This is a genomic window from Plantibacter sp. MCCC 1A11337 (genome assembly GCF_013349365.1).
GTDB classification, from domain to species: Bacteria; Actinomycetota; Actinomycetes; order Actinomycetales; family Microbacteriaceae; genus Plantibacter; species Plantibacter flavus_A.
In genome coordinates, this window is the sequence record NZ_JABJWX010000001.1 from 899,340 (window position 1) to 922,832 (window position 23,493).

General features: G+C 69.8%; 21 protein-coding genes and 1 tRNA gene. 7 read left to right on the forward strand and 15 right to left on the reverse strand.

All coding sequences use genetic code 11. From position 1 onward, the window contains the following. Positions 1 to 31 precede the first annotated feature (31 nt). Complete coding sequence (glmU, locus tag HOW07_RS04150) at positions 32 to 1,513, reverse strand: bifunctional UDP-N-acetylglucosamine diphosphorylase/glucosamine-1-phosphate N-acetyltransferase GlmU (protein ID WP_175116163.1); 1,482 nt, start codon at positions 1,511 to 1,513, stop codon at positions 32 to 34. Between the two features lie 46 nt (positions 1,514 to 1,559). Continuing rightward, a tRNA-Gln gene (locus HOW07_RS04155) sits at positions 1,560 to 1,631 on the reverse strand. 114 nt (positions 1,632 to 1,745) lie between these two features. On the opposite strand from HOW07_RS04155, the gene HOW07_RS04160 reads away from it, so the two are divergent. Further along, positions 1,746 to 2,240: a MarR family winged helix-turn-helix transcriptional regulator gene (locus HOW07_RS04160; RefSeq protein WP_064296482.1), complete on the forward strand. Its 495-nt coding sequence runs from the start codon at positions 1,746 to 1,748 to the stop codon at positions 2,238 to 2,240. Here the strand turns inward: HOW07_RS04160 and HOW07_RS04165 are convergent, their stop codons facing one another. From HOW07_RS04165 to HOW07_RS04180, 4 genes are all read right to left on the reverse strand, one after another. Then, the gene (locus HOW07_RS04165; protein WP_064296483.1) at positions 2,241 to 2,900 is read right to left on the reverse strand and encodes a methionine ABC transporter permease; all 660 of its coding nucleotides are present in this window, start codon (positions 2,898 to 2,900) and stop codon (positions 2,241 to 2,243) included. Position 2,901: 1 nt separating this feature from the next. After that, positions 2,902 to 3,930, reverse strand: a complete 1,029-nt coding sequence (locus tag HOW07_RS04170; protein ID WP_175116164.1) for a methionine ABC transporter ATP-binding protein — start codon at positions 3,928 to 3,930, stop codon at positions 2,902 to 2,904. Positions 3,931 to 4,033: 103 nt separating this feature from the next. Next, positions 4,034 to 4,942, reverse strand: a complete 909-nt coding sequence (locus HOW07_RS04175; protein WP_175116165.1) for a MetQ/NlpA family ABC transporter substrate-binding protein — start codon at positions 4,940 to 4,942, stop codon at positions 4,034 to 4,036. 137 nt (positions 4,943 to 5,079) lie between these two features. Continuing rightward, positions 5,080 to 6,879 (reverse strand): ABC-F family ATP-binding cassette domain-containing protein, encoded by a 1,800-nt coding sequence (locus HOW07_RS04180; RefSeq protein WP_121289887.1) that lies wholly within the window; start codon positions 6,877 to 6,879, stop codon positions 5,080 to 5,082. A 61-nt stretch (positions 6,880 to 6,940) separates the two neighbouring features. Here HOW07_RS04180 and HOW07_RS04185 point away from each other — a divergent pair, with 61 nt between their 5' ends. The 3 genes from HOW07_RS04185 (at position 6,941) to HOW07_RS04195 (ending at position 9,527) form a co-directional block, all read left to right on the forward strand. After that, a complete protein-coding gene (locus tag HOW07_RS04185; RefSeq protein WP_175116166.1) occupies positions 6,941 to 7,816 on the forward strand; it encodes a fused MFS/spermidine synthase in 876 nt (291 codons plus the stop codon). Positions 7,817 to 7,932: 116 nt separating this feature from the next. Continuing rightward, entirely contained in the window at positions 7,933 to 8,499 is a 567-nt protein-coding gene (locus tag HOW07_RS04190) for a TetR/AcrR family transcriptional regulator (protein ID WP_121289883.1), read from the forward strand. Beyond that, complete coding sequence (locus HOW07_RS04195; protein ID WP_121289880.1) at positions 8,496 to 9,527, forward strand: diacylglycerol kinase family protein; 1,032 nt, start codon at positions 8,496 to 8,498, stop codon at positions 9,525 to 9,527. Before HOW07_RS04190 ends, HOW07_RS04195 begins: the two co-directional genes overlap by 4 nt. Before the next feature lie 129 nt (positions 9,528 to 9,656). Here HOW07_RS04195 and HOW07_RS04200 read toward each other — a convergent pair whose 3' ends face one another. From HOW07_RS04200 to HOW07_RS04210, 3 genes are read right to left on the reverse strand one after another with little or no spacing between them, the layout of a single operon-like run. Further along, positions 9,657 to 11,321: an FAD-binding oxidoreductase gene (locus HOW07_RS04200; protein WP_175116167.1), complete on the reverse strand. Its 1,665-nt coding sequence runs from the start codon at positions 11,319 to 11,321 to the stop codon at positions 9,657 to 9,659. Further along, positions 11,318 to 12,022 carry a 1-acyl-sn-glycerol-3-phosphate acyltransferase gene (locus HOW07_RS04205; RefSeq protein WP_071261107.1) on the reverse strand — a complete coding sequence of 235 codons (705 nt, stop codon included), beginning with the start codon at positions 12,020 to 12,022 and terminating at the stop codon, positions 11,318 to 11,320. Before HOW07_RS04205 ends, HOW07_RS04200 begins: the two co-directional genes overlap by 4 nt. Further along, positions 12,019 to 12,816 carry an SDR family oxidoreductase gene (locus HOW07_RS04210; protein WP_071261108.1) on the reverse strand — a complete coding sequence of 266 codons (798 nt, stop codon included), beginning with the start codon at positions 12,814 to 12,816 and terminating at the stop codon, positions 12,019 to 12,021. Before HOW07_RS04210 ends, HOW07_RS04205 begins: the two co-directional genes overlap by 4 nt. A gap of 79 nt (positions 12,817 to 12,895) precedes the next feature. Here HOW07_RS04210 and HOW07_RS04215 point away from each other — a divergent pair, with 79 nt between their 5' ends. The 3 genes from HOW07_RS04215 to HOW07_RS04225 are packed head-to-tail and all read left to right on the forward strand — an operon-like array spanning position 12,896 to position 16,990. Further along, positions 12,896 to 13,798, forward strand: coding sequence for a hypothetical protein (locus tag HOW07_RS04215; RefSeq protein WP_121289874.1), 903 nt, complete (start codon positions 12,896 to 12,898; stop codon positions 13,796 to 13,798). Beyond that, entirely contained in the window at positions 13,795 to 16,206 is a 2,412-nt protein-coding gene (locus tag HOW07_RS04220) for an SDR family oxidoreductase (protein ID WP_175116168.1), read from the forward strand. Before HOW07_RS04215 ends, HOW07_RS04220 begins: the two co-directional genes overlap by 4 nt. Beyond that, positions 16,196 to 16,990 (forward strand): hypothetical protein, encoded by a 795-nt coding sequence (locus HOW07_RS04225; RefSeq protein ID WP_056007527.1) that lies wholly within the window; start codon positions 16,196 to 16,198, stop codon positions 16,988 to 16,990. The genes HOW07_RS04220 and HOW07_RS04225 overlap by 11 nt, the downstream gene beginning before the upstream one ends. A gap of 71 nt (positions 16,991 to 17,061) precedes the next feature. Here the strand turns inward: HOW07_RS04225 and HOW07_RS04230 are convergent, their stop codons facing one another. The 6 genes from HOW07_RS04230 to rsmI form a co-directional block, all read right to left on the reverse strand. Beyond that, positions 17,062 to 18,000, reverse strand: a complete 939-nt coding sequence (locus HOW07_RS04230) for a 4-(cytidine 5'-diphospho)-2-C-methyl-D-erythritol kinase (protein ID WP_175116169.1) — start codon at positions 17,998 to 18,000, stop codon at positions 17,062 to 17,064. Positions 18,001 to 18,040: 40 nt separating this feature from the next. Next, a complete protein-coding gene (mgrA, locus tag HOW07_RS04235; RefSeq protein ID WP_175116170.1) occupies positions 18,041 to 19,108 on the reverse strand; it encodes an L-glyceraldehyde 3-phosphate reductase in 1,068 nt (355 codons plus the stop codon). Between the two features lie 9 nt (positions 19,109 to 19,117). Next, positions 19,118 to 19,969: a 16S rRNA (adenine(1518)-N(6)/adenine(1519)-N(6))-dimethyltransferase RsmA gene (gene rsmA / locus HOW07_RS04240; RefSeq protein ID WP_175116171.1), complete on the reverse strand. Its 852-nt coding sequence runs from the start codon at positions 19,967 to 19,969 to the stop codon at positions 19,118 to 19,120. 75 nt (positions 19,970 to 20,044) lie between these two features. Continuing rightward, positions 20,045 to 20,950: a TatD family hydrolase gene (locus HOW07_RS04245; protein WP_121289867.1), complete on the reverse strand. Its 906-nt coding sequence runs from the start codon at positions 20,948 to 20,950 to the stop codon at positions 20,045 to 20,047. Continuing rightward, positions 20,947 to 22,527 carry a methionine--tRNA ligase gene (metG, locus tag HOW07_RS04250; protein ID WP_121289865.1) on the reverse strand — a complete coding sequence of 527 codons (1,581 nt, stop codon included), beginning with the start codon at positions 22,525 to 22,527 and terminating at the stop codon, positions 20,947 to 20,949. The genes HOW07_RS04245 and metG overlap by 4 nt, the downstream gene beginning before the upstream one ends. 41 nt (positions 22,528 to 22,568) lie before the next feature. Beyond that, on the reverse strand, positions 22,569 to 23,426 hold the full coding sequence (rsmI, locus tag HOW07_RS04255) for a 16S rRNA (cytidine(1402)-2'-O)-methyltransferase (RefSeq protein WP_175116172.1): 858 nt from the start codon (positions 23,424 to 23,426) through the stop codon (positions 22,569 to 22,571). Between the last annotated feature and the right edge of the window lie 67 nt (positions 23,427 to 23,493).

A 23,493-nucleotide genomic window follows, 5' to 3' on the forward strand; every position in this document is an offset into this window, starting at 1 on the left:
CCTGCCTTCTGCCGGAGTCCTCCGGCCTCACTCACGAGTCGACGTTACCAGCCGCAGCCGCGTCGTCCGACACGGCATCCGCGGTCGGTGCCGCCGTGGCGGCGCCGGCTGCCGTCGCAGCCGCCGTACCCGGGCGCTTCTGCTCGACCCAGCCCTCGACGTTGCGCTGCTGCGCAACCGTCAACGCCAGCGCCCCTGCCGGGACGTCCTTGCGGATGACGGTGCCGGCACCGGAGTATGCGCCGTCGCCGACACTGACCGGGGCGACGAGCGTGTTGTGCGCGCCGGTGCGGACGTGCGATCCGATGGTCGTGCGGTGCTTGTGCACACCGTCGTAGTTCGAGGTGATCGTGCCGGCGCCGACGTTCGACTCGACGCCGATCTCGGTGTCGCCGATGTAGCTGAGGTGCGGGACCTTGCTGCCCTCGCCGATCTGCGCGTTCTTCGTCTCCACGAAGGTGCCGATCTTGCCGCGCTCGCCGAGCACCGTGCCGGGTCGCAGGTAGGCGAACGGCCCGACCTCGGCGCCGGCGCCGATGACCGACAGCGTCGCGTCCGTGCGACGGACGCGCGCGCCCTCGCCGACCTCGGTGTCGATGAGCGTGGTGTCCGGGCCGATCGTCGCACCGGACTCGACGACCGTCGCGCCGAGGATCTGCGTCCCGGGAAGGAGGGTGACGTCGGCGTGCAGCCGCGCCTTGATGTCGATCCAGGTCGTGGCCGGGTCCTGGACGGTCACGCCGGCGAGCTGCCAGGCGCGCACGAGGAGGGCGTTCAGCTTGGCCGCGGCCGCGCTCAGCTGGGCGCGGTCGTTGATGCCCTCGACCAGCCAGGAGTCGCTCACGGGAAGCGCCGAGACCTCGGAGCCTGCGCGCCGCAGGAGGCCGATGACGTCCGTGAGGTACTTCTCCCCCTGGGCGTTGTCGGTGGTGACCTCGGCGAGCGCGTCGCGGAGCTGGCTCACACCGAAGAGGTACACGCCGGCGTTGATCTCGTTCACGGCCCGCTCGGCGTCGGTCGCGTCCTTCTGCTCGACGATGTAGTCGAGGGCGCCGGCCTCGGTGCGGATGATGCGTCCGTAGCCGGTCGCGTCGTCGGGCATGGCCGAGAGGATCGTCGCCGCGACGTCGTGGTTTCGGTGGCGCTCGATGAGCGTGGTGAGCGTGGCCGCGTTCAGCAGCGGGACGTCGCCGTTGACCACGAGGACGTCGCCGTCGAAGTCGTCGGGCAGTGCCAGGAGCGCCTGCTCCACCGCGCGACCGGTGCCGGGCAGCTCGTCCTGGTCGACGATGGTCGCACCGGGGAGCTCCGACTCGATGGCCTCGACGAGGCGGTCGCGCTCATGGCGGACCACGGCGATGACGTGCCCGGCGTCGAGTGAGCGGGCGGTCGCCAGCACGTGCCCGACGATCGGCACGCCGCCGAGTGGGTGCAGGAGTTTCGGCAGCGCCGACTTCATTCGGGTTCCCTGGCCAGCAGCCAGGATGATGATGGCCAGACGGTCGTCGGTCACGTGTGCTCCCCCTCGGTCCGGGACTCGCCCGGTCGGTGATCGGTCGCTCCGCCACCAGGATTCGAACCTGGACCGAACAGCTCCAAAGGCTGCCGTGCTGCCGTTACACTATGGCGGACCACCACCCGGAGGCCGGGCAGCGTGGTCAATTCTGCCATGGATGGACGACCATCGATTCAGCACCCGTCGCCCGATTCAGGCCGACCGGCGTCCGTGCCTCGATAATGGTGGGATGCCAGCTAGCACCGATGAGGTCGACCGGATCGTCGACGCCTGGAACCGCGAGCGCCCGGACCTCGACTTCTCGCCCCTCCAGATCCTCTCCCGTGTCGCCCGGCTGTCACGCCACCTCGACCGTGCGCGGCGGGCGGCCTTCACCCGGTCGAACCTGGAGCCGTGGGAGTTCGACGTCCTCGCGGCGCTCCGTCGCGCCGGCTCCCCCTACCGACTGAGTCCGAAGGCCCTCCTGCTCCAGACGCTCGTCTCGAGCGGCACGATGACGAACCGCATCGACCGCCTCGTCGAGCGCGGACTCGTCGAACGCCAGGGCGACCCCAACGACGGCCGCGGCATCCTCGTGCAGATGACGAACGCGGGACTCAACACGGTCGACGCGGCCATCACGCGCCTCGTCGACGCCGAGGCGGACCTGCTCGACGGGCTGAGCTCGACCGAACAGGCCCGACTGACCGTCCTGCTGCGGAAGCTCAGCCTCGACTTCGACTAGCTACCGCCGGAGGATCTTCCGGGCCAACCAGTTGCCGAAGAACTGGATGAGCTGTACGAGCAGGATGATGATGATCACCGCGGCCCACGTGACGACCGGCTCGAACTGCCGGAAGCCGTACTGGATCGCGAAGGCACCGAGCCCGCCACCGCCGATGAAGCCCGCGACCGCCGACATGTCGACGATGACCACGAACACGAAGGTGTAGCCGAGGATCAGCGGACCGAGCGCCTCCGGGAGGACGATGCTCAGCAACGTCCGGAGCCGGCTCGCTCCCGCGGCACGCGAGGCCTCGATGACACCGGGCGACACCGTCAGCAGGTTCTGCTCGACGATGCGGCTGATGCCGAAGGTCGCCGCCAGGGAGATGATGAAGATGAAGGCGTTCGCACCGATGCCGGTGCCGATCACGAGTCGTGAGAGCGGCTGGGCGGCTGCGAGGAAGATGATGAACGGGATCGGCCGGAAGATGTTCACGATCACGTTGAGCACGCCGTAGAGCACCGGGTGCGAGTACAGGTTGCCGGGCCGCGTCACGTAGAGCCCGGTGCCGACGACGAGTCCGGCGATCCCACCGAAGAGCAGGCTGAAGGAGACGAGGTAGAGGGTCTCGACGGTCGCGTCGCCGAGCTTCGGGAGCAGATCGATCAGTGCGTCCATGTCAGCGCACCTCCGTCACGGTGGCCTGGGATCCGACGGCGGTCAGCGCTCCGTCGATCGTCTGGTCGTCGCCGCGGAGGGCGAGCGTCAGGTGGCCGAACGCGCGACCCTGGATGTCGTTGATCCCGCCGTACACGAGCTCGAAGTCGACGCCCGCCTGCGCGAGCGTGAGGAAGACGCCCGCCTGCGAGGCGTCGCCGTCGCGGAAGGACAGGGTGACGATGCGCCCGACGTGTCGTTCCTTGAGCACCGACAGCTCGGCCGGTGACGGGACGCCCTTGATGACCGTCGACACGAAGCGCTTGGACGCGGCGTGCTGCGGGTCGGAGAACACCTCGAAGACGTCGCCCTGCTCGATGACCTTGCCGCGCTCCATGACGGCGACCTTCGTCGCGAGCGACTGGATCACCTCCATCTCGTGGGTGATCACGACGATGGTCACACCGAGGTCGCGGTTCACCTGCTTGAGCAGCGCGAGGACCTCCTGCGTGGTCTCGGGGTCGAGGGCGCTCGTCGCCTCGTCCGCGAGCAGGATCCGGGGCGAGGTCGCCAGCGCGCGAGCGATGCCGACGCGCTGCTTCTGTCCGCCGGAGAGCTGGTCGGGGTAGTTGTCGGCCTTGTCGGCCAGCCCGACGAACGTGAGCAACTCGTCGACCCGGGTGCGGATCTCCGCGCGGGGACGTCCGGCGACCTCGAGCGGGTACGCGATGTTCTTCCGCACCGACTTGGAGTTGAAGAGGTTGAACTGCTGGAAGATCATCCCGATGCCGAGGCGGAGGTCGCGGAGACCGCGCTCCGAGAGCGTCGTCACCTCGGTGCCGTCGACGACGATGCTCCCCGACGTCGCGGGCTCGAGCGCGTTGATGAGGCGGACGAGGGTCGACTTGCCGGCTCCCGAGTAGCCGATGATCCCGAAGACGTCACCGGCCTCGATGTCGAGGTCGACGCCGTCGATCGCGGCGATCGGTGCGGCGCCCTTCTGCGGAGACGGGTAGCGCTTGGCGACGTCTCGGAGGCTGACGAGTGGCATGGGCGTGTCCTCGGTGTGTCGGGTGATCAGGAGGCGGTGGAACGACGAAGCGTTCCTGTGGGAGCGGATGACAGCCTCCCACAGGAACGCTCTGAACGTCGGATCAGCCCTTGGCCTTGATGTCCTTCTGGACGGTCTCGAGCGACTTCACGAGGTCCTTGACCGGGGTCTTCAGCGGAACCGCGGTACCGCCGGAGTTCTCCACGACGCCGTCGATGACGGACTTCGTGTCCTGGTAGATCTTCACGAGCTTCGCGTACGTCTCGTTGTCGGCGTCGGCGGCCTTCGCGGCGAAGATGTTGACGTACGGCAGCGCGTTCGGGTCGGACGGGTCGTCCTCGGCGATCGCGTCGGACGCCTTCAGACCGGAGTCGTTGATGAAGTCGTTGTTGATGATCGCGCCGGTGACGTCAGGCAGCGAGGTCGGCGTCAGCGAGGCCTCGAGCGAGGTGACGGTGACCTTCGACTTGTCAGCGATGATGTCGTCGGGCGTCGAGAAGATGTTGCCGCCGTCCTTCAGCTCCAGCAGGCCTGCGGACTGCAGGACCAGGAGCGCACGAGCCTGGTTGCTCTCGTCGTTCGGGATGGCGATCGTGTCGCCCTTCTTGATGTCCTTGACGCTGTCGACCTTGGTCGAGTAGAGGCCGAGGGGGTAGATCGCCGTCGAGCCGATGGGCGTGAGGTCCTCTCCGGAGGCCTCGTTGTACTGCGCGAGGTAGACGATGTGCTGGAACTGGTTGAGGTCGATCTCGCCCTCGGTGAGCGCCGGGTTCGGCTGCGTGTACTCGCCGAAGTCGACGATGTCGACGAAGATGCCCTCCTTCTCGGCGGCCTCCTTGTACGTCTCCCAGTAGGGGTCGCTCGCGCCGACGACGCCGATCTTGACGGGGTTCGCCTCGGTGCCCTTGTCTTCAGCGGCGGCGCCTGAGCCTGCGCCGCCGGCGCATCCGGCGAGGAGCGCGAGGGCGGGGATGATGGCCAGTCCGGCCAGAAGCTTCTTCGAGAAGGTCATTGCTGTGATTCCTCTTTCGGGTGGTGCGCGCCGGTGGACGCTGATTCGACGGTACGTCGGCCTAGCAGGGATGACGAACCGGTGCGTAACACTTCGGAACAGAGCGGCGATCGACGGATCGGCGTGCGCCGAGTGGGCTATTCGACGAGCTCGGAGAGCTCCAGCCAGCGGACCTCGAGGTCGGCGATCTCGCCGTACATGGCCTGGATCTTGGCACCGAGCGCGGTGATCCCGGCGAAGTCGCTCTGGTCGTGGACCGCGACCTTCTCGTGCGCCTGCTCGATCTGGCCGTTGAGCTTGTGGAGCTTGCGGTCGATCGCCTTGATCTCCTGCTGCGCGTTCCGGAGCTCCGCACCGCTCAGCTTCGGCGTCTTCTTGGTCGGGCCACCGCCGGAGGCCGTCGGGCGGTCGTGCTCCTGCGAGCGACTGCCGGCCGTCCCGGCGTTGAGCTCCAGGTACTGGTCGATGCCGCCGGGCAGGTGCCGGAAGTGGCCGTCCATGATCGCGTACTGCTGGTCGGTCACCCGCTCGAGGAAATACCGGTCGTGCGAGACGACGAGCAGCGTGCCCGGCCACGAGTCGAGGAGGTCCTCCATGGCGGCGAGCATGTCGGTGTCGAGGTCGTTGGTGGGTTCGTCGAGCACGAGGACGTTCGGCTCGTCGAGGAGGATGAGCAGGAGCTGCAGGCGGCGGCGCTGACCACCCGAGAGGTCCTTGACGGGGGTGGAGAGCTGAGCGCTCGTGAAGCCGAGGCGTTCGAGCAGCTGCCCCGGGGTCATCTCCTTGCCACCGGCGACGTAGCTCGTGCGCTTCCGCCCGATGACGTCGCTCACGCGGTCCTGCTCGTACTCGGCGAGCTCGTCGAGCTGCTGCGTGAGCGTCGCGACCTGGACGGTCTTGCCACGCTTGACGCGACCCTCGGTCGCTTCGACCTCGCCCGTGACGAGCCCGAGCAGGGTGGACTTGCCGGCGCCGTTCACGCCGAGGATGCCGGTGCGCTCGCCCGGGGCGATGCGCCACTCGACGTCCTTGATGACCGTCCGGTCGCCGTAGGACACGGTGACGTCGAGGATGTCGACGACGTCCTTGCCCAGGCGGGCGGTCGCCATGCCGGCCAGCTCGACCGTGTTGCGCACGGGCGGCTCGTCGGCGATGAGCGCGTTGGCGGCCTCGATGCGGAACTTCGGCTTGGCCGTCCGGGCGGGAGCGCCGCGGCGCAGCCAGGCGAGCTCCTTCTTCATGAGGTTCTGGCGCTTGGCCTCGGAGACCGCGGCGGAACGGTCGCGCTCGACGCGCTGCAGGACGTAGGCCGCGTACCCGCCCTCGAAGGGTTCGACGACGCGGTCGTGCACCTCCCACGTGGCCGTGCAGATGGCGTCGAGGAACCACCGGTCGTGGGTCACGACGAGCAGGCCGCCGGAGTTCTTCGACCAGCGGCGGTTGAGGTGCTGCGCGAGCCAGGTGATGCCCTCGACGTCGAGGTGGTTCGTGGGCTCGTCGAGGAAGAGGATGTCGTGGTCGCCCACGAGTAGGGCGGCGAGCGCGACCCGGCGACGCTGCCCACCGCTGAGGTCGGCGACGAGGGCGTCCCAGGCGATGTCGGAGGCGAGGCCGGAGATGACGTCGCGGACCTTCGGGTCGCCCGCCCACTCGTGCTCGTCGAAACCGCCGACGATGGTCTGGCCGACGGTTTTGTCGTGGTCCAGGGTGTCGGACTGGTCGAGCACGCCGACCGTGACGCCGTTGCGCACCGTCACGCGGCCGGAGTCGGGCTCCTTGCGGCCGGCGAGGAGGCCGAGGAGGGTGGACTTGCCGTCACCGTTGCGGCCGACGATGCCGATGCGGTCGCCCTCGTTCACCCCGATCGTGATGCCGTCGAAGACGACCTTGGTCGGGTACTCGAGGTGGAGCGCTTCAGCGCCGAGAAGGTGTGCCATATCCGGTCAACGATACCGGGCCCGGGCGTCGAGCACCGCCCGTGCACCGTAGGCTGCACGGGTGCCTCTGTTCTCCCGTTCCCGCCGACTGCCGTTCGGCGGCCGCGACGCCCGGATCACCCTCCTCGACAAGCGGACGCTGCGCTACGAACTCAGCGTCGACGACATCCCGCAGTCGGTGGTCTCCCTCGCGGATCCCCGCTCGCTCGAGTACCCGTACATCCGGCACATCGCACGAGTGATCGACGCCGAGGCCCCGGCGGGCGAGGAGCTCTTCGTCGTCCACCTCGGAGCCGGAGCGCTGACGCTCCCCCGCTACGTCCAGGCGACGCGTCCGGGATCGCCGCAGCTCGTCGTCGAGTTCGAACCGGAGCTGTTCACCGGGATGCTGGAGGCGCTGCCGCTCCCGGAGGGTCATCGGGTCGAGGTCCGCTTCGGTGACGCCAGGGCCGTCGCGGACGAGCCGATCGACGAAGCCGCCACCACCGGCGCGGACGTCCCAGCGTGGCGGGACGCGAAGGTGACCGTCGTCGACCTCTGGGATGCGGCGGTGATCCACCGTCGGGTCGCGAGCCTCGAGTTCTACCGCCGAGTGGCGGCGCGCTCGGCGGACGACGGCGTGATCGCGGTGAACCTGCTCGACGGCAGCCCGTTCGACTACTCGCGTCGCCAGGCGGCGACGCTGCGAGCCGTGTTCGCCCACGTCGCCGTCGTCCTCGACTTCGATCCGGTCGACGACGAGGGGCCACTCGGCAACGTCGTCGTCTTCGCCAGCGACGCACCGCTCGCGGCCGTGACGCACCCGCAGCTCTTCGGCGCTCCCGCCCCCGAGCAGCTGCACGGTGACGCCCTGACGGCCTGGATCGACGGCGCGACGATCATGACCGACGCCGACGGCGAGGACTCCCCCGACCCGGACGACCCTCGCTGGGACTGACGACCGGACCGTCAGCGGGCCCCTCCCTATGCGCGCTCAGCCCATTGCGCTACGGTGGGCGTAGCGCAATCGACCGATCCGACCGGACTCCGGCGTCGCGCGGAGGAGGTTGGTCGGTGCCCGTCTCCCGACGCGTCTCCCGCGCTCAGCAGATGAGCGACCGCATCCTCGACGCAGCCCTCGACCTCATGCGCTCGCGCGGCTCGGTCGCCGTCAACATCGAGGCGGTCGCGGAGACCACCGGCGTGGCGAAGACGACGATCTACCGGCGGTACCGCAACCGCTCGGAGCTGCTCACGGCGGCAGTCGCCCGCGCCATGGAGACTCCGGTCGAGATCCCCGAGAACCTCTCGACCTACGACACCTTCACCTGGCTGCTCCACGAAGCCCGGGCGATGATCGAGGACGTGGTGGGCCGGGGCACGATCGCGTCGATCCTGCTCCAGGACGACCCCGAGTTCTCGACGCTGCTCCGCGACCTCACGAGGAACCGGGCGCGCGCGCTGTCCAACCTGGTCGACGAACGGATCTCCACCGGCGATCTGAAGCCCGGACTCGACGGCCGCCTCGTCGCGACCCTGCTCCTCGGTGCGGTCCTCGGACAGCTCGTCCGCGGCGCCGACATGGACGACGACTGGGCGGAACAGGTCCTGTCCGTCCTCTGGCCGGCACTGGCCGCATGACGCGAGGCAGCACCCCGCCGCACGCTGCGGTGATCTACAACCCGACGCGCATCCAGCTCGAGCGCGTGACGAGGCTCGTCGACGCCGCAGCCGCCGAGGCCGGCTGGGGCCCGACCAGCTGGATCCCGACCCGCGAGCGGTCGACCGCGGTCGACCAGGTCGCGGAGGCCCTCGGGGGCGGCGCGGCACTCGTGATCGCCGCCGGCGGTGACGGGACGGTCCGCGAGGTGGCCGGGGCGATGCGTCACACCCGGACGCCGTTCGCCGTCGTCCCCGTCGGTACCGCGAACCTCTTCGCGCGGAACGCCGGGATCCCGATCGACACGGTCGCCGCGGTGCGGGCCGCGTTCACCGGCGAGGACCGCAGCGTCGACGTCGGCCTGATCGAGTACCGGAACCCCGAGGGCGTCCGGCGCAGCACCCCGTTCCTCGTCATGTCGGGCTTCGGTGTCGACGCGGACATGGTGGCCTACGCCGACCCGGTGCTCAAGCGCCGCTTCGGCTGGATCGCCTACGTCGTCCCGATCATCCGCGGACTCTTCCGGCGCGATCGGCCCCGCGTCTCCTGGAAGGAGGACGGCGGACCGATCCGGAGCGGACGGACGCACACGATGTTCGTCGGCAACTGCGGCACCGTCTCGGCGGGCCTCGACGTCCTCCCCGACGCCCTCCTGGACGACGGTGTGCTCGACGTCCTGATGGTGCGGTCCCTCGAAGGGTGGGACGGGGTCCGGGTCACGCGCTGGCTGCACCGCGCGAACAATCCCGTCGCCCGGTTCTCCAAGGGCAGACGGACACGGGGCCGCCGCGTGCAGCCGAGCGCCGTCGAGACGGCCGGTTCCGCCGGAGGTGCGCTCCGCTACCTGCGCGTACGACGCATCGACGTGACGGTCTCACCGCCCGCCGAGTTCCAGGCCGACGGCGACGGGATCGGCCTGGTCTCTGCGGCCCGGCTGACCGTCGACCCTGGTGCACTCATCGTCCGGTTGCCGGCGACTGCGGTGCGATCGGGTCGGCTCCGGCCCTGAGCCCGCCCTTCGACAGGCTCAGGGACCGGAGAAACGGCCCAGGGACCGGAGAAGCGACTCAGAAACCGGAGGAATCACTCAGGGACCGCAGAACCACTCAGGGACCGCAGGACCACTCAGCGACCGGGCTCAGTCCGCGAGGATCTTGCCGGGGTTGAAGTTCGAGCCGGGGTCCGCGCTGTCGAAGAGGCCGCGCATGATCGCGACGCCCTCGGTCGAGATGTCCTGCTCCATCCACGGCGAGTGCTCGACGCCGACCGCGTGGTGGTGCGAGAGGGTGCCACCGTGGTCGACGAAGGACTGCTGGATCGCCGACTTGACCTGCTCGTACTCGCCGATCGGGTCGTCGCCGGTGATGAACGCGAACGTGAAGTACAGGCACGCGCCGGAGTGGTACGAGTGCGAGAGGTGGCACATGATCCACCCGTGCACCCCGAGCTTGTCGTACGCGGCGTTGGCGGCGTCGTTCGCGGCGTCGTAGACCTCCTGCAGGCGCGACCAGGGCGCTGCGGTCTCCGAGACGTCCGCCGCGGCTCCGCGGTCGAGGAGGAAGTCGCGCAGGTACGGGGTGTCGAACTTCTTCTGGTCGTAGAGGGCGCCGGGGCCCTTGCCGACGCCGATGCCGCCGTGCTTCCGGACGATCGAGCCGACGAGGCCCTTCTCGTATCGCACGTGCGACGCGCTGCCCTCGTAGCCGATGAAGGAGAGGCACAGCTGCTCGAGGTCCCAACCCCTGGCCGTGAGCACCTTCATGAGCCCCTTGGTGACCTGCGCCGAGACGCCGGTGCTGGCCTTGCGGGTCGCGAGGGAGAAGCCGCTCTCCCGGGCGTTCGACACCCGGGTGACCGAGGGGCTGGCGTCGCTCTCCGCGATCTCGTGCATCGCCGCGAGCCCGGCCTCCCAGGTGGGGAAGAAGTAGCCGAGGACCTCGCGGACGGCCGGCGTCCGGTGGACCTGCACGGTGACCTCGGTGATGATGCCGAGTCGCCCCTCGCTGCCGATGATCATCTCGCGGACGCTCGGTCCGGTCGACGCGCTCGGGACGGGGCGGATCGCCACGATGCCGTTCGGGCGCACCATCCGCAGGCCCTTGGTGATGTCGGCGATGTCGCCGTACTTGTCGGACTGCATGCCCGAGGAGCGGGTCGCGACCCATCCGCCGAGCGTGGAGTGCGTGAAGCTGTCGGGGAAGTGGCCCATCGTCCAGCCCTTGGCGCCGAGCTGCTCCTCGATCGAGGGGCCCTGCGCACCGGCCTGGATGGTGGCGAGACCGGAGCCCTCGTCGATCGACAGGACGCGGTCGAGCCGGCCGAGGTCGAGCGAGATGATGACCCGCTCCTCCGTCGGCTGGGGGTCGAGCGAGCCGGCGATGTTGGTGCCACCGCCGAACGGGATGATCACGGCGTCTGCGGCGACGGCTGCAGCGACGACCGACGCGACCTCGGCCTCGTCAGCCGGGTACACGACGAGGTCGGGCGTGCGGGGCAGGTCGTTCGCGCGGATCCGCAGCAGGTCGCGGATGCTCTTGCCGTAGGTGTGGACGACGCGCTCCTGGTCGTCCGTGGTCACGTGACCCTGGCCGACGAGCGTCGAGAGCTCGGCGATGAACTCCTCGGACGCACGGGACGCCGGGACGGTGAGCTCGTCGAAGCTGAGGTGTGACTGCGCCGGCTTCCGGAGGTCGAGACCGACGGCCTGCTTCACGAACGGCGCGAAGTCCGGCTTGTTGCTGTGCTCGAAGGCGACCCCTTCGACTCCCCAGCCCCACCACTTCATGTGCTCCACAGACGTCATCCGGCTTCCTTTCGTGGTGTGTCGATCGAAACGTGTGCTCCCGGCTCGACCGAGGCGCGCAGCGCGACGATCTCGGCGACGACGCGGTCCATGAGCTGGACGGGCGTCTCGTTCGGCTGCGGGTGGATCGGTTGCCCGAAGACGACGCGCACCGGCGGTCGTCCGGGGACGGGCCAGTTGCGACCCTTCGGCATGGCGGAGTGGGTGCCGAGGACGGCCACCGGGAGGCAGGGGATGCCCTGGCGGGTGGCGAGTGCCGCGGCACCGGGCTTGAACCGGCCGAGCTCGCCCGTCCGCGACCGGCCGCCCTCGGGGAAGATCAGGATCGGGACGCCGCTCTCGAGCAGCTGCCGAGACACGCCTGCACGCTTGCGGTCGCCCGAGCGGTCCACCGGGAAGGCGTTGAAGAAGAGCGCGGCGAAGATCCGACGGGCGGGGACGTCGAAGAAGTAGTCGGCCGCCACACCGGCGGCGAGGTAGCGCGACAGCCGACGAGGCATGGCCCCGACGACGAGCGGTGCGTCGAGGTGCGACTGGTGGTTGGCGACGACGATGTACGGCCCGGTCACGCCCGACAGGCGCTCGCGACCCGTCACCGTCACGCGGGTCAGCGACCAGACCAGCGGCTTCAGCAGCAGACGCTGGGCGACGAAGCGCGCGTTGGCGTGGAGGGAGGAGGTGAACCGCGGCTCTGCGGTCATCGGCGGGCTCCTGACTGGGCGGCGTTGGCGGCTCGACGGCTCGAGGACATCCGGCCGGAGATCCACCGGATGGACGCACGGGGCGCGAACTTGACGAGGGCCATGAGGGCTTTGAAGCGGAAGCTCGGGATGGAGACGACGACCCCCCTCCCGGCGTCGCGGAGGGCGTCGGCGACGAGCCGGTCCACATCGATCCACAGACCCGACGGGATCGAGCGGGTGCTGATGCCGGCGCGATCGTGGAACTCGGTGCGGACCCATCCGGGGCACAGGGCCGTCACGCGGACACCCGAGCCGGCGAGCTCGACGGCGAGCGCCTCGGTGTAGGTGGTGACGAACGCCTTCACCGCGGAGTACCCGCCGGTGGTGATGTACCCCGCCGTGCTCGAGACGTTGATGATGGTGCCGCGTCCGCGTTCCCGCATGGCGCGGGCCGCGGCGCCCGAGAGGGTGGTGACGCTCCGGCACATGACCTCGATCGCGTTGTCGAGCTCGCTCGTGTCGGGATCGGTGAGGCGGGCGTGCACGCCGAACCCGGCGTTGTTCACGACGACCTCGATCGGCGACGCCTGGTCCTCGATCCGTGCGGCGAGTCTCGCGACGTCGGCGCGGTCCGAGAGGTCGGCACTGATCACCTCGACGGTGCGACCGGTCGCGCGCAGTCGCTCGGCCGATCGCTCGAGCCGCTCGACGTCACGGGCGACGAGCACCAGGTCGAAGCCCCGTCCGGCGAGCGCCGTGGCGAACGCGGCACCGATGCCGGACGTCCCACCGGTGACGAGAGCTGTAGCCATGGGGATCAGAATACGCTACGCGTTGCGTATCGTTGCAAGCTACAGTGATGAGGTCGGATCGTCACGGAACGGAGACGCCATGGTGAACCGGGATTCGCCGCGCGGAACAGCACCCGCAGCCCTCGAGGACGCGGAGCAGGAGAGCGCCATGCTGCGGCCTGCCCACGGGTTCAGCGTCCGCGACTACGCGAAGTCCGCCGTCGGCAGTCGTCGCAAGGAGATCGACGCCGAGGCATTCGCCGAAACGCCGCTGAGTGCTGAGACGGTCGCGCTCCTCCGGGCCCTGTCGGACATCGAGCGCGCGACCATGCAGTACCTCCGCGGAGTGCTCGTCACCCCCACCCACAAGGACGCCAGGGTCACCGCGTTCCTCATCACCTGGGCGTACGAGAAGTACTGGATCACCGACACCCTCGACACCGTGCTCAAGGCGAACGGGACCCCTCGCGACAAGACGCGTTCGACGGGTCTCCGCCGCACCGTCCACGGCGTGCGCGACCGCTTCGCGCCCATCGGCCAGGCCCTCATCGCGAACGTGCTCGGCGAGGACATCATCGCCTGGCACATGACGATCGGGACGATCGACGACCTCATCACCCACGCGGCGTACCGCACGGTGCGCGAGCGCGAACCGCACCCCGTGCTCGACCGTCTCATCGACGAGATCCTGGAGACGAAGGCCAGGCACCTCGAATTCTTCACCGCGCAAGCGAGTGACCGCCTCGCCGCGTCGCCCCGTGCGCAGGGCATCACCCGTCGCCGCATCCGGAACGCCGTGTGGCCCACCGGCTCCGATGCGAACGGCCCCCGACAGACGGCACGGTTCGCCGCGCTCGTGTTCCGCAGTACCGCCACCTGGAGCGACCCCGCCGTCCTCGGCATCGACGCGTCGATCGACGCGCTGCCCGGTCAGTCGGGCCTCCATCTCGCCGCAAGACTTGCCCGCCGCGGACGCCGCGGCAGCCTCGAGGAGAACCGATGACCGACACCCCCACGCCAGACGCCGAGCAGCCCGCCGCGCAGGAGCCCGAGGCTCAGCAGCCCGCCGCTGAGCAGCCCCCCACCGCCCCGGACGCCCTCGACGGCGCGCACGTGCTCGTCACCGGCGGAACCGGTTTCCTCGGTCAGGCGGTGCTCGAGCGCCTGCTCGCCGATCACCCGACCACCCGTGTCAGCCTGCTCATCCGGAAGAAGGGGTCGGTGCGCGGAAGCGACCGTCTCCAGACCCTGCTCCGCAAGCCGGTGTTCAAGGCCTGGCGCGAACGCGTCGGCGCTGAAGCCGCTGCGGCGATCGTGGCCGAACGCGTCAGCGTGATCGAGGGTGGCCTCGACGAGATGGCGCTGCCGGCCGACCTCGACGTCGTCATCCACAGCGCGTCGACCGTCTCCTTCGACCCGCCGATCGACGAGGCCTTCGCCACGAACGTCGGCGGCGCGACCACCCTGTACGCGGCGCTCGCGAAGAGCGGCGCGACCCCGCACGTCGTCCACGTCTCAACCGCCTACGTCGGCGGCACGCGGAAGGGCATCCAGCCGGAACGCAGCCTCGCACACGACGTCGACTGGCGCGTCGAGGCCGAGGCAGCCCGCTCGGCGCGCGTCCGCACCGAGGAGTCGTCCCGTCGTCCGGAGGTCCTGCGCAAGCTCATGCAGACCGCCCGCCGCGAGCACGGCAAGGCAGGCCCCCAGGCCGTCTCGAACGCCGCCGAGGCCGCACGCATCGCCTGGGTCGACGCCCGACTCGTCGCCCACGGCCGCGCACGCGCCGAGAGCCTCGGCTGGACCGACGTCTACACCTTCACGAAGGCCATGGCCGAGCGGGTCGCCGAAGAGCGCTGGGCCGGCGAGGGCAACCGACTGTCCGTCGTGCGCCCCTCGATCATCGAGAGCGCGCTCGCGCACCCCTTCCCCGGCTGGATCGACGGCTACAAGGTCGCCGACCCGCTGATCATCGCCTACGGCCGCGGGCAGCTGCCCGACTTCCCGGGCCTCCCCGACAGCGTGCTCGACATCATCCCCGTCGACTTCGTCGTCAACGCGATCCTCGCCGCGGCCCAGACCCCGCCGGAGCCGGCTGCGGCGCGCTACTTCCACGTGAGCTCAGGAGCCAGCAACCCGCTGCCGTTCCACAAGATGTACGCGAACGTGCACAGCTACTTCACCGAGCACCCGATCCCGGCGGACGCCGGCGACATCAGCGTGCCGACCTGGAACTTCCCCGGCGGGCGCGCGATCGAGCGCTCCATCGACCGGCGGCAGAAGGCGACGACGGCTGCCGGCCGGGTCGTCTCCCACCTGCCGGCGAACGCGACCACCCGCGGGTGGCAGGACCGGATCCGCAAGGCGTCGAGCGACCTCGGCTCGCTCCGCGACTTCACCGGGCTCTACCGCTCCTACGTGCAGAGCGAGATCGTCTTCGACGACCAGCGCACCCGTGCCCTGCACGCCTCGCTGACGCCCGAGCAGCAGGCGGACCGCGGGTTCGACGTCACGACGATCGACTGGGACGACTACTTCCAGCGCATCCACTTCCCCGCCGTCACGACCCTGACCCGCGCCTTCGCCAACCGCAAGGCGGGCGCCGCGAAGCAGCAGAAGATCCTGCCCGTGCGCGACGACGTCCTCGCGGTGTTCGACCTCGAGGGCACGGTGCTCGCCTGGAACCTCATCGAGCAGTACCTCTGGCTGCGGCTCGCCGCGACCTCGCGGTCGCGCTGGCCCATCGAGATCGCTGCGCTCGGCGCCTCCATGCCGGGGTACATCGGTGCTGAACTCCGCGACCGCGGTGAGTTCATCCGTACGTTCATGCGCCGCTACGAGGGCGTCGACGTGGCGCAGCTCGAGAAGATCGTCCGGGGCGGCTTCGGCAAGGCCGTGCGGTCCCGCCTCCTCCCCCAGGCGCTCGAGCAGATCGCCGCGCACCGGGCGGCCGGTCACCGGACGATCCTCGTCACCGGCACCATCGACCTCATGACGGCTCCGCTCGAGCCGTTCTTCGACGAGGTCGTGGCCGGGGCGATGCACGCCGAGAACGGTCGCCTCACGGGCTACCTCGACAGCCCGCCGCTCGTCGACGAAGCGCGCGGCGCCTGGCTCACCCAGTACGCCGAGCAGCACGGCATGGACCTCGCGCACTCCTACGGCTACGGCGACTCCCATGCGGACGCCGCCTGGCTGCAGCTGGTCGGGAACCCGGTCGCCGTCAACCCCGACCACACCCTGTACAAGCTGGCGCAGGCCGGGCGGTGGACGGTGCGAGAATGGGCACGAACCACCGGAGGCGTCCGCTCCGAAGACGAACTGACCCGCGCACCGCGCCCCGCACAGCCGAGAGGAGAGCGGACGGCCGAGGACACGATCCCCGACCGCCCCACCGCACATGGCGTTTGACATCGACAAGTTCACCGAGACGAGTGTCTCGGTGAACTGGAGCGACCTGGACTTCGACGAGTTCAAGACGAACCCGCTCCCCGCTTCCACCCTGCGCAGCCTGCGCTACATGTGCGACATCGAGTACCACACGGTCTGCTACCTGCGCGACATGCTCATGACGCCGTCCCACGAGGATGACGAGGTCGGCGCGTTCATGACGATGTGGAACCGTGAGGAGTTCTGGCACGGGGAGGCGCTCGCCGCCGTCCTCGCCGCCCACGACATCACGGTCGACTTCGACGAGCTCAAGGCGACGCGCCTGAAGCTCGGCTGGAAGGACCGTCTCGACCCCATCAAGCAGTCGATCCTCGGCAACCTCGTGGGCACCGACTTCATCGCGGTGCACATGAGCTGGGGCGCGGCGAACGAGTGGTCCGCGACCGCCGCGTACACCCGCCTCGCACAGTTGGAGCGGCACCCGGTGCTCTCGGTCCTCCTCAAGCGGATCGCGAAGCAGGAGACCCGTCACGTGGCGTTCTACGCGAGCCAGGCCAGGGCACGCCTGGAGTCGTCGAAGAGCGCCCGTCGACTCACCCGGTTCCTCCTCCGCAAGGTGTGGGGCCCCGTCGGTTCCGGCGTCATGCCCGACTCCGAGGTCACACACGTCATGGGACACCTCTTCGGCGACGAGGACGGCCTGGCCGAGGTGCGCCGCATCGACGGGCACATCGCGAAGCTCCCCGGCATGGAGGGGCTCACGATCATCGAGAACTCGCTCCGCGTGCGCGGCGTCGCGGCCTGAACCGCACCACCTCGGACAGCAGCCCCGGTCGGATCTCCGACCGGGGCTGCTTCGTTCGTGCGGGCCGTGTCTCAGCTCTGCGAGACGATGCGGGCGCCGTGGACCGGCCCGCGGGCTCGGATGACCTTCAGCCCCGATGAGGCGAGCGTCACCTGCAGTTCGACGGCGTCGTCGGTGTCGGCCGTCAGGAAGGCGATCGTCGGCCCGGAGCCGGAGACGAGGCTGCCGAGGGCGCCCTGGGAGTCGCCGAACTCGAGCACCTCGCCCAGCACCGGACGCAGCTGCAGCGCGGCGGCCTGCAGGTCGTTGTAGAGGACCTCGCCGAGGAGGTGGGCGTCGCCCGCCCGCAACGCCTGCAGCACCGCGGCGTCGACCGTCGGCTGACGACCGGACGGCGAGATGTCGAGGATGTGCCGCGCCCGGTGGGCGTCGAGCTCCTGGTAGACCTGCGGGGTCGACATCCCGAAGTCGGCGAGGGCGAGCACCCACTCGAACTGCCCCTTGGCCAACGCACTGCTCAGTTGGTCGCCGCGGCCGGTGCCGACCGCGGTGCCGCCGAGCAGCGCGAAGGGAACGTCCGCGCCGAGGCGTGCCGCGAGCGCCAGGAGGTCGTCGCGGCTGCGTTCGGTCCCCCAGAGGGCGTCACAGGCGAGCAGCGTGGCCGCCGCGTCGGCTGAGCCGCCGCCCATCCCGCCGGCGACCGGGACGTGCTTCTCGATCTCGAGCCGGACACCGCCGCGGTACCCGGTCCGACGCGCGAGGGCCTTCGCGGCGCGGATGGCGAGGTTGCTCGTGTCGGTCGGCACACCCGACACGTCCACCGAGCCGGAGAACGACACGCTGAAGTCGTCCGCCGGGTACGCGTGCACGTCCTCGTACAAGGAGATCGCCTGGTACGCGGTCGCGACGTCGTGGTAGCCGTCGTCCATCACTTCGCCGACTTTGAGGAAGACGTTGATCTTCCCCGGTGCTCGCACGTGGACGTGCTTGAGGATGGCCTCGGTGGTCATTGTTCCAAGTTAGTCGATCGAGCAGGCGCCTCAGACCGCGTCACTTGTCGGAGGAGTCCGCCCAGATGTTGACGTCGGCGCCCTCCGCGAGTCGGTCGATCTCCTCGAGCTCCTCGGTCGTGAACGCGGGGCCGTCGAGCGCCGCCAGGTTCTCGTCGAGCTGCTCGGGGCGGGAGGCGCCGATGAGGGCGGAGGTGATCGCGGGGTTGTTCAGGACCCAGGCGAGCGACATCTGCGCGAGGGTCTGGCCACGCTCCACGGCGATGTCGTTGAGGGACCGGAGGCGGGTCGCCATCTCCTCGCTCACCTGGCGGTCGGGCAGGGAGGGACGGTTCGTCGCACGTTCGGCCGGGCCGTCGCCGAGGTACTTGTCGGTGAGCAGGCCCTGCGCGAGCGGCACGAAGGCGATCGCGCCGAGGCCGGACTCGGTCAGCACCTCGGTGAGGCCGCCCTCGACCCAGCGGTTGAGGATCGAGTACGACGGCTGGTGGATCACGAGCGGCGTGCCGAGCTCGCGAGCGACGGCGTGTGCGGCGGCGGTCCGCTCGGCCGAGTACGAGGAGATGCCGACGTACAGGGCCTTGCCGGAGCGCACGATCGCGTCGAGTGCTCCCACGGTCTCCTCGATGGGCGTGACCTCGTCGACCCGGTGCGAGTAGAAGATGTCGACGTAGTCGAGGCCCATCCGCTCGAGCGACTCGTCGAGGCTCGCGGTCAGGTACTTCCTCGAACCGAAGTTGCCGTACGGGCCTGGCCAGAAGTCGTAACCGGCCTTCGAGGAGATGATGAGCTCGTTGCGGTACGGACCGAAGTCCTCGCGCATCATGCGACCGAAGTTCGTCTCGGCGGAACCGTAGGGCGGGCCGTAGTTGTTCGCGAGGTCGAAGTGGGTGATGCCGTGGTCGAACGCGTGGCGCAGCAGCGCGCGCTGCCCGTCGAACGGCCGGTTGTCGCCGAAGTTGTACCAGAGGCCGAGCGAGATCGGCGGGAGGAAGAGGCCCGAGGTGCCGACCTGGCGGTAGTCGTTCCGCGCGTAGCGGTCGTCCGCCGCGGCGTAGGGGCGGTGGATGTCGGGGACGTTCAGCGGGAATCGAGCATCAGCGGTCATGCGCCAACGTTATCGTCCCGCACGCACGATCGACAGGAAGTCGTGGACCGTGAGCTCCTCGCCGCGGGCCGTCGGCTTCACCCCGGCGGCCTCCATCTGCTCCGTCGCGGCCTGGGAGCTGCCGAGCACGCTCCCGAGTGCCTGCCGGAGCATCTTGCGGCGCTGCTGGAACGCCGCGTCGATGAGCGCGAAGGTCTTGACACGCTCCTCCTCGGTGCCGATGACGTCGCTGCGTCGTTCGAATCCGACGAGCACGGAGTCGACGTTCGGGATGGGCCAGAACACCTGCCGGCTCACCTGGCCGGCGATGCGCCACGCGCCGTACCAGGCGGCCTTCGCGCTCGGGGCGCCGTAGACCTTGCTCCCCGGGACGGCGGCGAGTCGGTAGCCGACCTCGGCCTGCACCATGACGACACCGGCCGTCAGCGAGGTGAAGTGCTCCAGGAAGTGCAGGAGGACGGGCACGGAGATGTTGTACGGCAGGTTGGCGACGAGTCGGCTGGGCTGCGCCGGGAGTTCCTCGATGCGCATCGCGTCCTCGTGGACGACCGACAACCGGTCGATCATGCCCGGTGCCATCTCCCCGACGGTGAGCGGCAGCTGCTTGGCGAGCCGACCGTCGATCTCGACGGCGACGACGCTCGCGTCGGCCTCGAGCAGGCCGAGGGTCAACGAGCCGAGGCCGGGGCCGATCTCGACGACGACGTCGCCCGGAGCGACGTGCGCGACCGACACGATCTTGCGGACGGTGTTCGCGTCGATGACGAAGTTCTGACCGAGCTTCTTCGTCGGCGTCACGTCCAGCAGGGTGGCGAGATCTCGGATCTCGGCGGGGCCGAGCAGGGCGACGGAGGCGGTCATCCCTCCAGTATCCCTGATCGGGGAGCCGGTCCTCGTCGGGCGACGGGCGCGCGGCTCGGCGACGGGCTCGGTCGCTCAGTCGGCCCAGGAGCCGTAGACGCGCTCGGTGTTCGTCGCGAGCTGCGTCGCGAACGCTGCGACGTCCTCACCCAGGTGCTCGGCCATGCCGCGCACCGTGTACGGGAGGAGGTACGGCGCGTTCGGCCGACCGCGGAACGGGGCGGGCGTGAGGTAGGGCGCGTCGGTCTCGACCATGATCAGCTCGCGGGGCATGATCGCGAGCGCCTCACGCAGCGGTGCGGCGTTCTTGAACGTCACCGTACCGGCGAAGGAGGCGTACCAGCCGTGCTCGGCGCACAGCTGGGCGAGCTCCGGGCCGCCCGAGAAACAGTGGAAGACGGTGCGTTCCGGAGCGCCCACCCGCAGGAGCGTCTCGACGACCTCGTCGTGGGCGTCGCGATCGTGGATCTGCAGCGCGACACCGTGGCGCTTCGCGATGGCGATGTGCGCTTCGAACGACGCGAACTGCGCCGCTCGGCCGTCCTCCTCGGTGCGGAAGAAGTCGAGGCCGGTCTCGCCGACGGCGCGGACGCGAGGCTCCGCCGCCAGACGGTCGATCTCGGCCAGCGCCTCGTCCAGGGTGCCCGCGCGGTCGAGGTCCGGCGCGTCGTTGGGATGGATCGCGACCGCCGCGAGCACACGGGGGTCACGAGCGGCGATCGCCGCCGACCAACGGGAGGTCTCGACGTCGGTGCCGACCTGCACGATGCCTCGGACCCCGACGGAGCCCGCGCGGTCCAAGTGCTCCGACGGGGTCAGCGGGGCGTCGCCGTCGGCGTGCTCGAGGTGCGTGTGGTTGTCGTAGACCGCGACCGGCAGCGCCTCAGGTGCCTCGGGGTAGCTCAGCTGCTTCCGCTCCCCCGCTTCGCGCTGCCGCAGGTGCGGTGTGGCGGCCGGATCCGGCGCGACGCCCCCGCTCATTCGGCGACGGCCTCGATCCGCGGGAACAGGGGCTCGAGCCCTGCCACCGAAGTGCCGGCGGGCAGCTGCCCCCAGGTGCCGACATCGCCGATGCGCTGTGCCCCGAGCTCGCCGAGGGCGGCTTCGGCGCCGAGGGCGGACCACAGCTTGGTGGTCGCCTTCGGGACGAAGGGGTGGAGCAGGACCGACAGGGCGCGCAGGCCCTCGACCGCCGTGGCGAGCACGGTGCCGAGCCGCTCCCGCTTGGCCTCGTCCTTCGCGAGCGCCCACGGCTCCTGCTCGGTGATGTAGCCGTTCAGCTCGTCGACGATCCGCCAGATGGCAGCGAGCGCGTCCTGGATGGCGAGGCGCTCGATCGCGGCGTCGGCGTCGACTGCAGCCCGGGCGACCGTCTCCTGGATGGCCACGTCGGCCGGTTCGGCAGGGCCACTCGCCGGCACGACGCCGTCGAAGTACCGCGTCACCATGGCGAGCACGCGCGACGCGAGGTTGCCGAAGCCGTTCGCGAGCTCCGCCTGGTACCGCGCGGAGAGATCCTCCCAGCTGAACGAACCGTCCTGCCCGAAGGCGATGGCGCGCATGAAGTAGTAGCGGAACGCGTCGGAGCCGAAGGTGTCGGTGATCTCACTCGGTGCGATACCGGTGAGCTTCGACTTCGACATCTTCTCGCCGCCGACGAGCAGCCAGCCGTGACCGAAGACCCGCTTCGGCACCTCGAGCCCGGCGGCCATGAGCATGGCCGGCCAGATGACCGCGTGGAACCGCAGGATGTCCTTGCCGACGATCTGCGTGGCGGGCCAGCGCTCGGCGAACGCCTCCTCGTCGGAGCCGTACCCGGCGGCGGTGATGTAGTTGAGCAGGGCGTCGAACCACACGTAGACGACGTGGCTCTCGTCCCACGGGACCTTGATGCCCCAGTCGAATGTCGAGCGGGAGATGGACAGGTCCTTGAGCCCCTGGCGCACGAACTGGATGACCTCGTTGCGCGCCGACTCCGGCTGCACGAACTCCGGTCGCTCCTCGTAGAGGGCCAGTAGGCGCTCGGCGAAGTCGCTCATGCGGAAGAAGTAGTTGCTCTCCTGGAGCAGTTCGACCGGCTTCGAGTGGATCGCGCACACGAGCTGCCCGACGTACTCGCCGGTGCCCTGCACGAGGTCGCTCTCCTGCTTGTACTCCTCACAGCCGACGCAGTAGTACCCCTCGAACTCACCGGTGTAGATGAAGCCGGCGTCGTACAGACGCTGGAGGAAGAGCTGGACGTTCTGCTCGTGCCGTTCGTCCGTCGTGCGGATGAAGTCGTCGTTCGAGATGTCGATCGTGTCGAGCAGCGGGTACCAGGACTCGCTGACGAGCTTGTCGGCCCACTCCTTCGGCGTCACACCGTTCGCGGTCGCCGTGCGCAGGATCTTCTGGCCGTGCTCGTCGGTCCCGGTCAGGAACCAGGTGCGGTCGCCGGCCTGACGGTGCCAGCGCGCGAGGACGTCCGCGGCCACCTCCGTGTAGGCGTGCCCGATGTGCGGGGCGTCGTTGACGTAGAAGATGGGCGTGGTGATGTAGAACGAGGTGCCGTCGGCCATGGGGTCAATCCTAGGACGAGCGGGCGTCGCCACCGTGCCTGTTACGGTGCGGGACGCACCTGCGCGTCCGGCGACGCCTTCGGGGGCCGGGCTGCGAGGGCCGCCTGGTACAGGTCGCGCTTCGAGAGACCGGTGGCCTCGGCGACCTCGTTGGAAGCGTCCTTCAGGCGCGTGCCCGAGGCCACGAGCGCGAGCACCTGCTCGAGCGCGGTGGCCGGATCGGCCTCGACGGCCTCCGCACCGGCGATGACGATGCAGATCTCGCCTTTCACACCCCCGGACGCCCACTCGGCCAGTTCAGCGGCAGTCCCCCGCTTGACCTCCTCGAACAGCTTGGTCAGCTCCCGGCACACCGCCACGCGACGACCGGCACCGAGCACGGAGGCGATGTCCTCGAGGGAGGAGGCGAGTCGGTTGGGCGATTCGAAGAACACCATCGTGCGCGGCTCGGTCGCGAGCGCTCGGAGGCTGCTGCGTCGGTCGCCCGGCTTCCGCGGGAGGAACCCCTCGAAGGTGAAGCGGTCCGTCGCGAGGCCGGACACGGCGAGCGCCGTCACGACCGCCGACGGCCCGGGGATCGCGGTGACCTGGACGTCTGCGGCCGCCGCCGCGTCGACGAGGTGGAAGCCGGGGTCGGACACGGTCGGCATGCCGGCGTCGCTGAGCACGAGGACGTCGGTCTCGCGGGCCAGTTCGACGATCTCGGCCGCACGTTCGCGCTCGTTGTGGTCGTGCATGGCGATGAGCCGTGGCCGCGATTCCACACCGAGGGCGCGCAGCAGGTGGATGGCCGTCCTGGTGTCCTCGGCGACGATGACCTCAGCCGCGGCCAGCGCCTCCCGGAGTCGTGGCGACGCATCGCCGAGGTTGCCGATGGGGGTCGCTCCGAGGATGATCACCGGACCAGTCTCCCATCCGGTCGGGGTGGTTAGATGAGACGGTGTCGGTCGATCTCGTGAAAGCCCC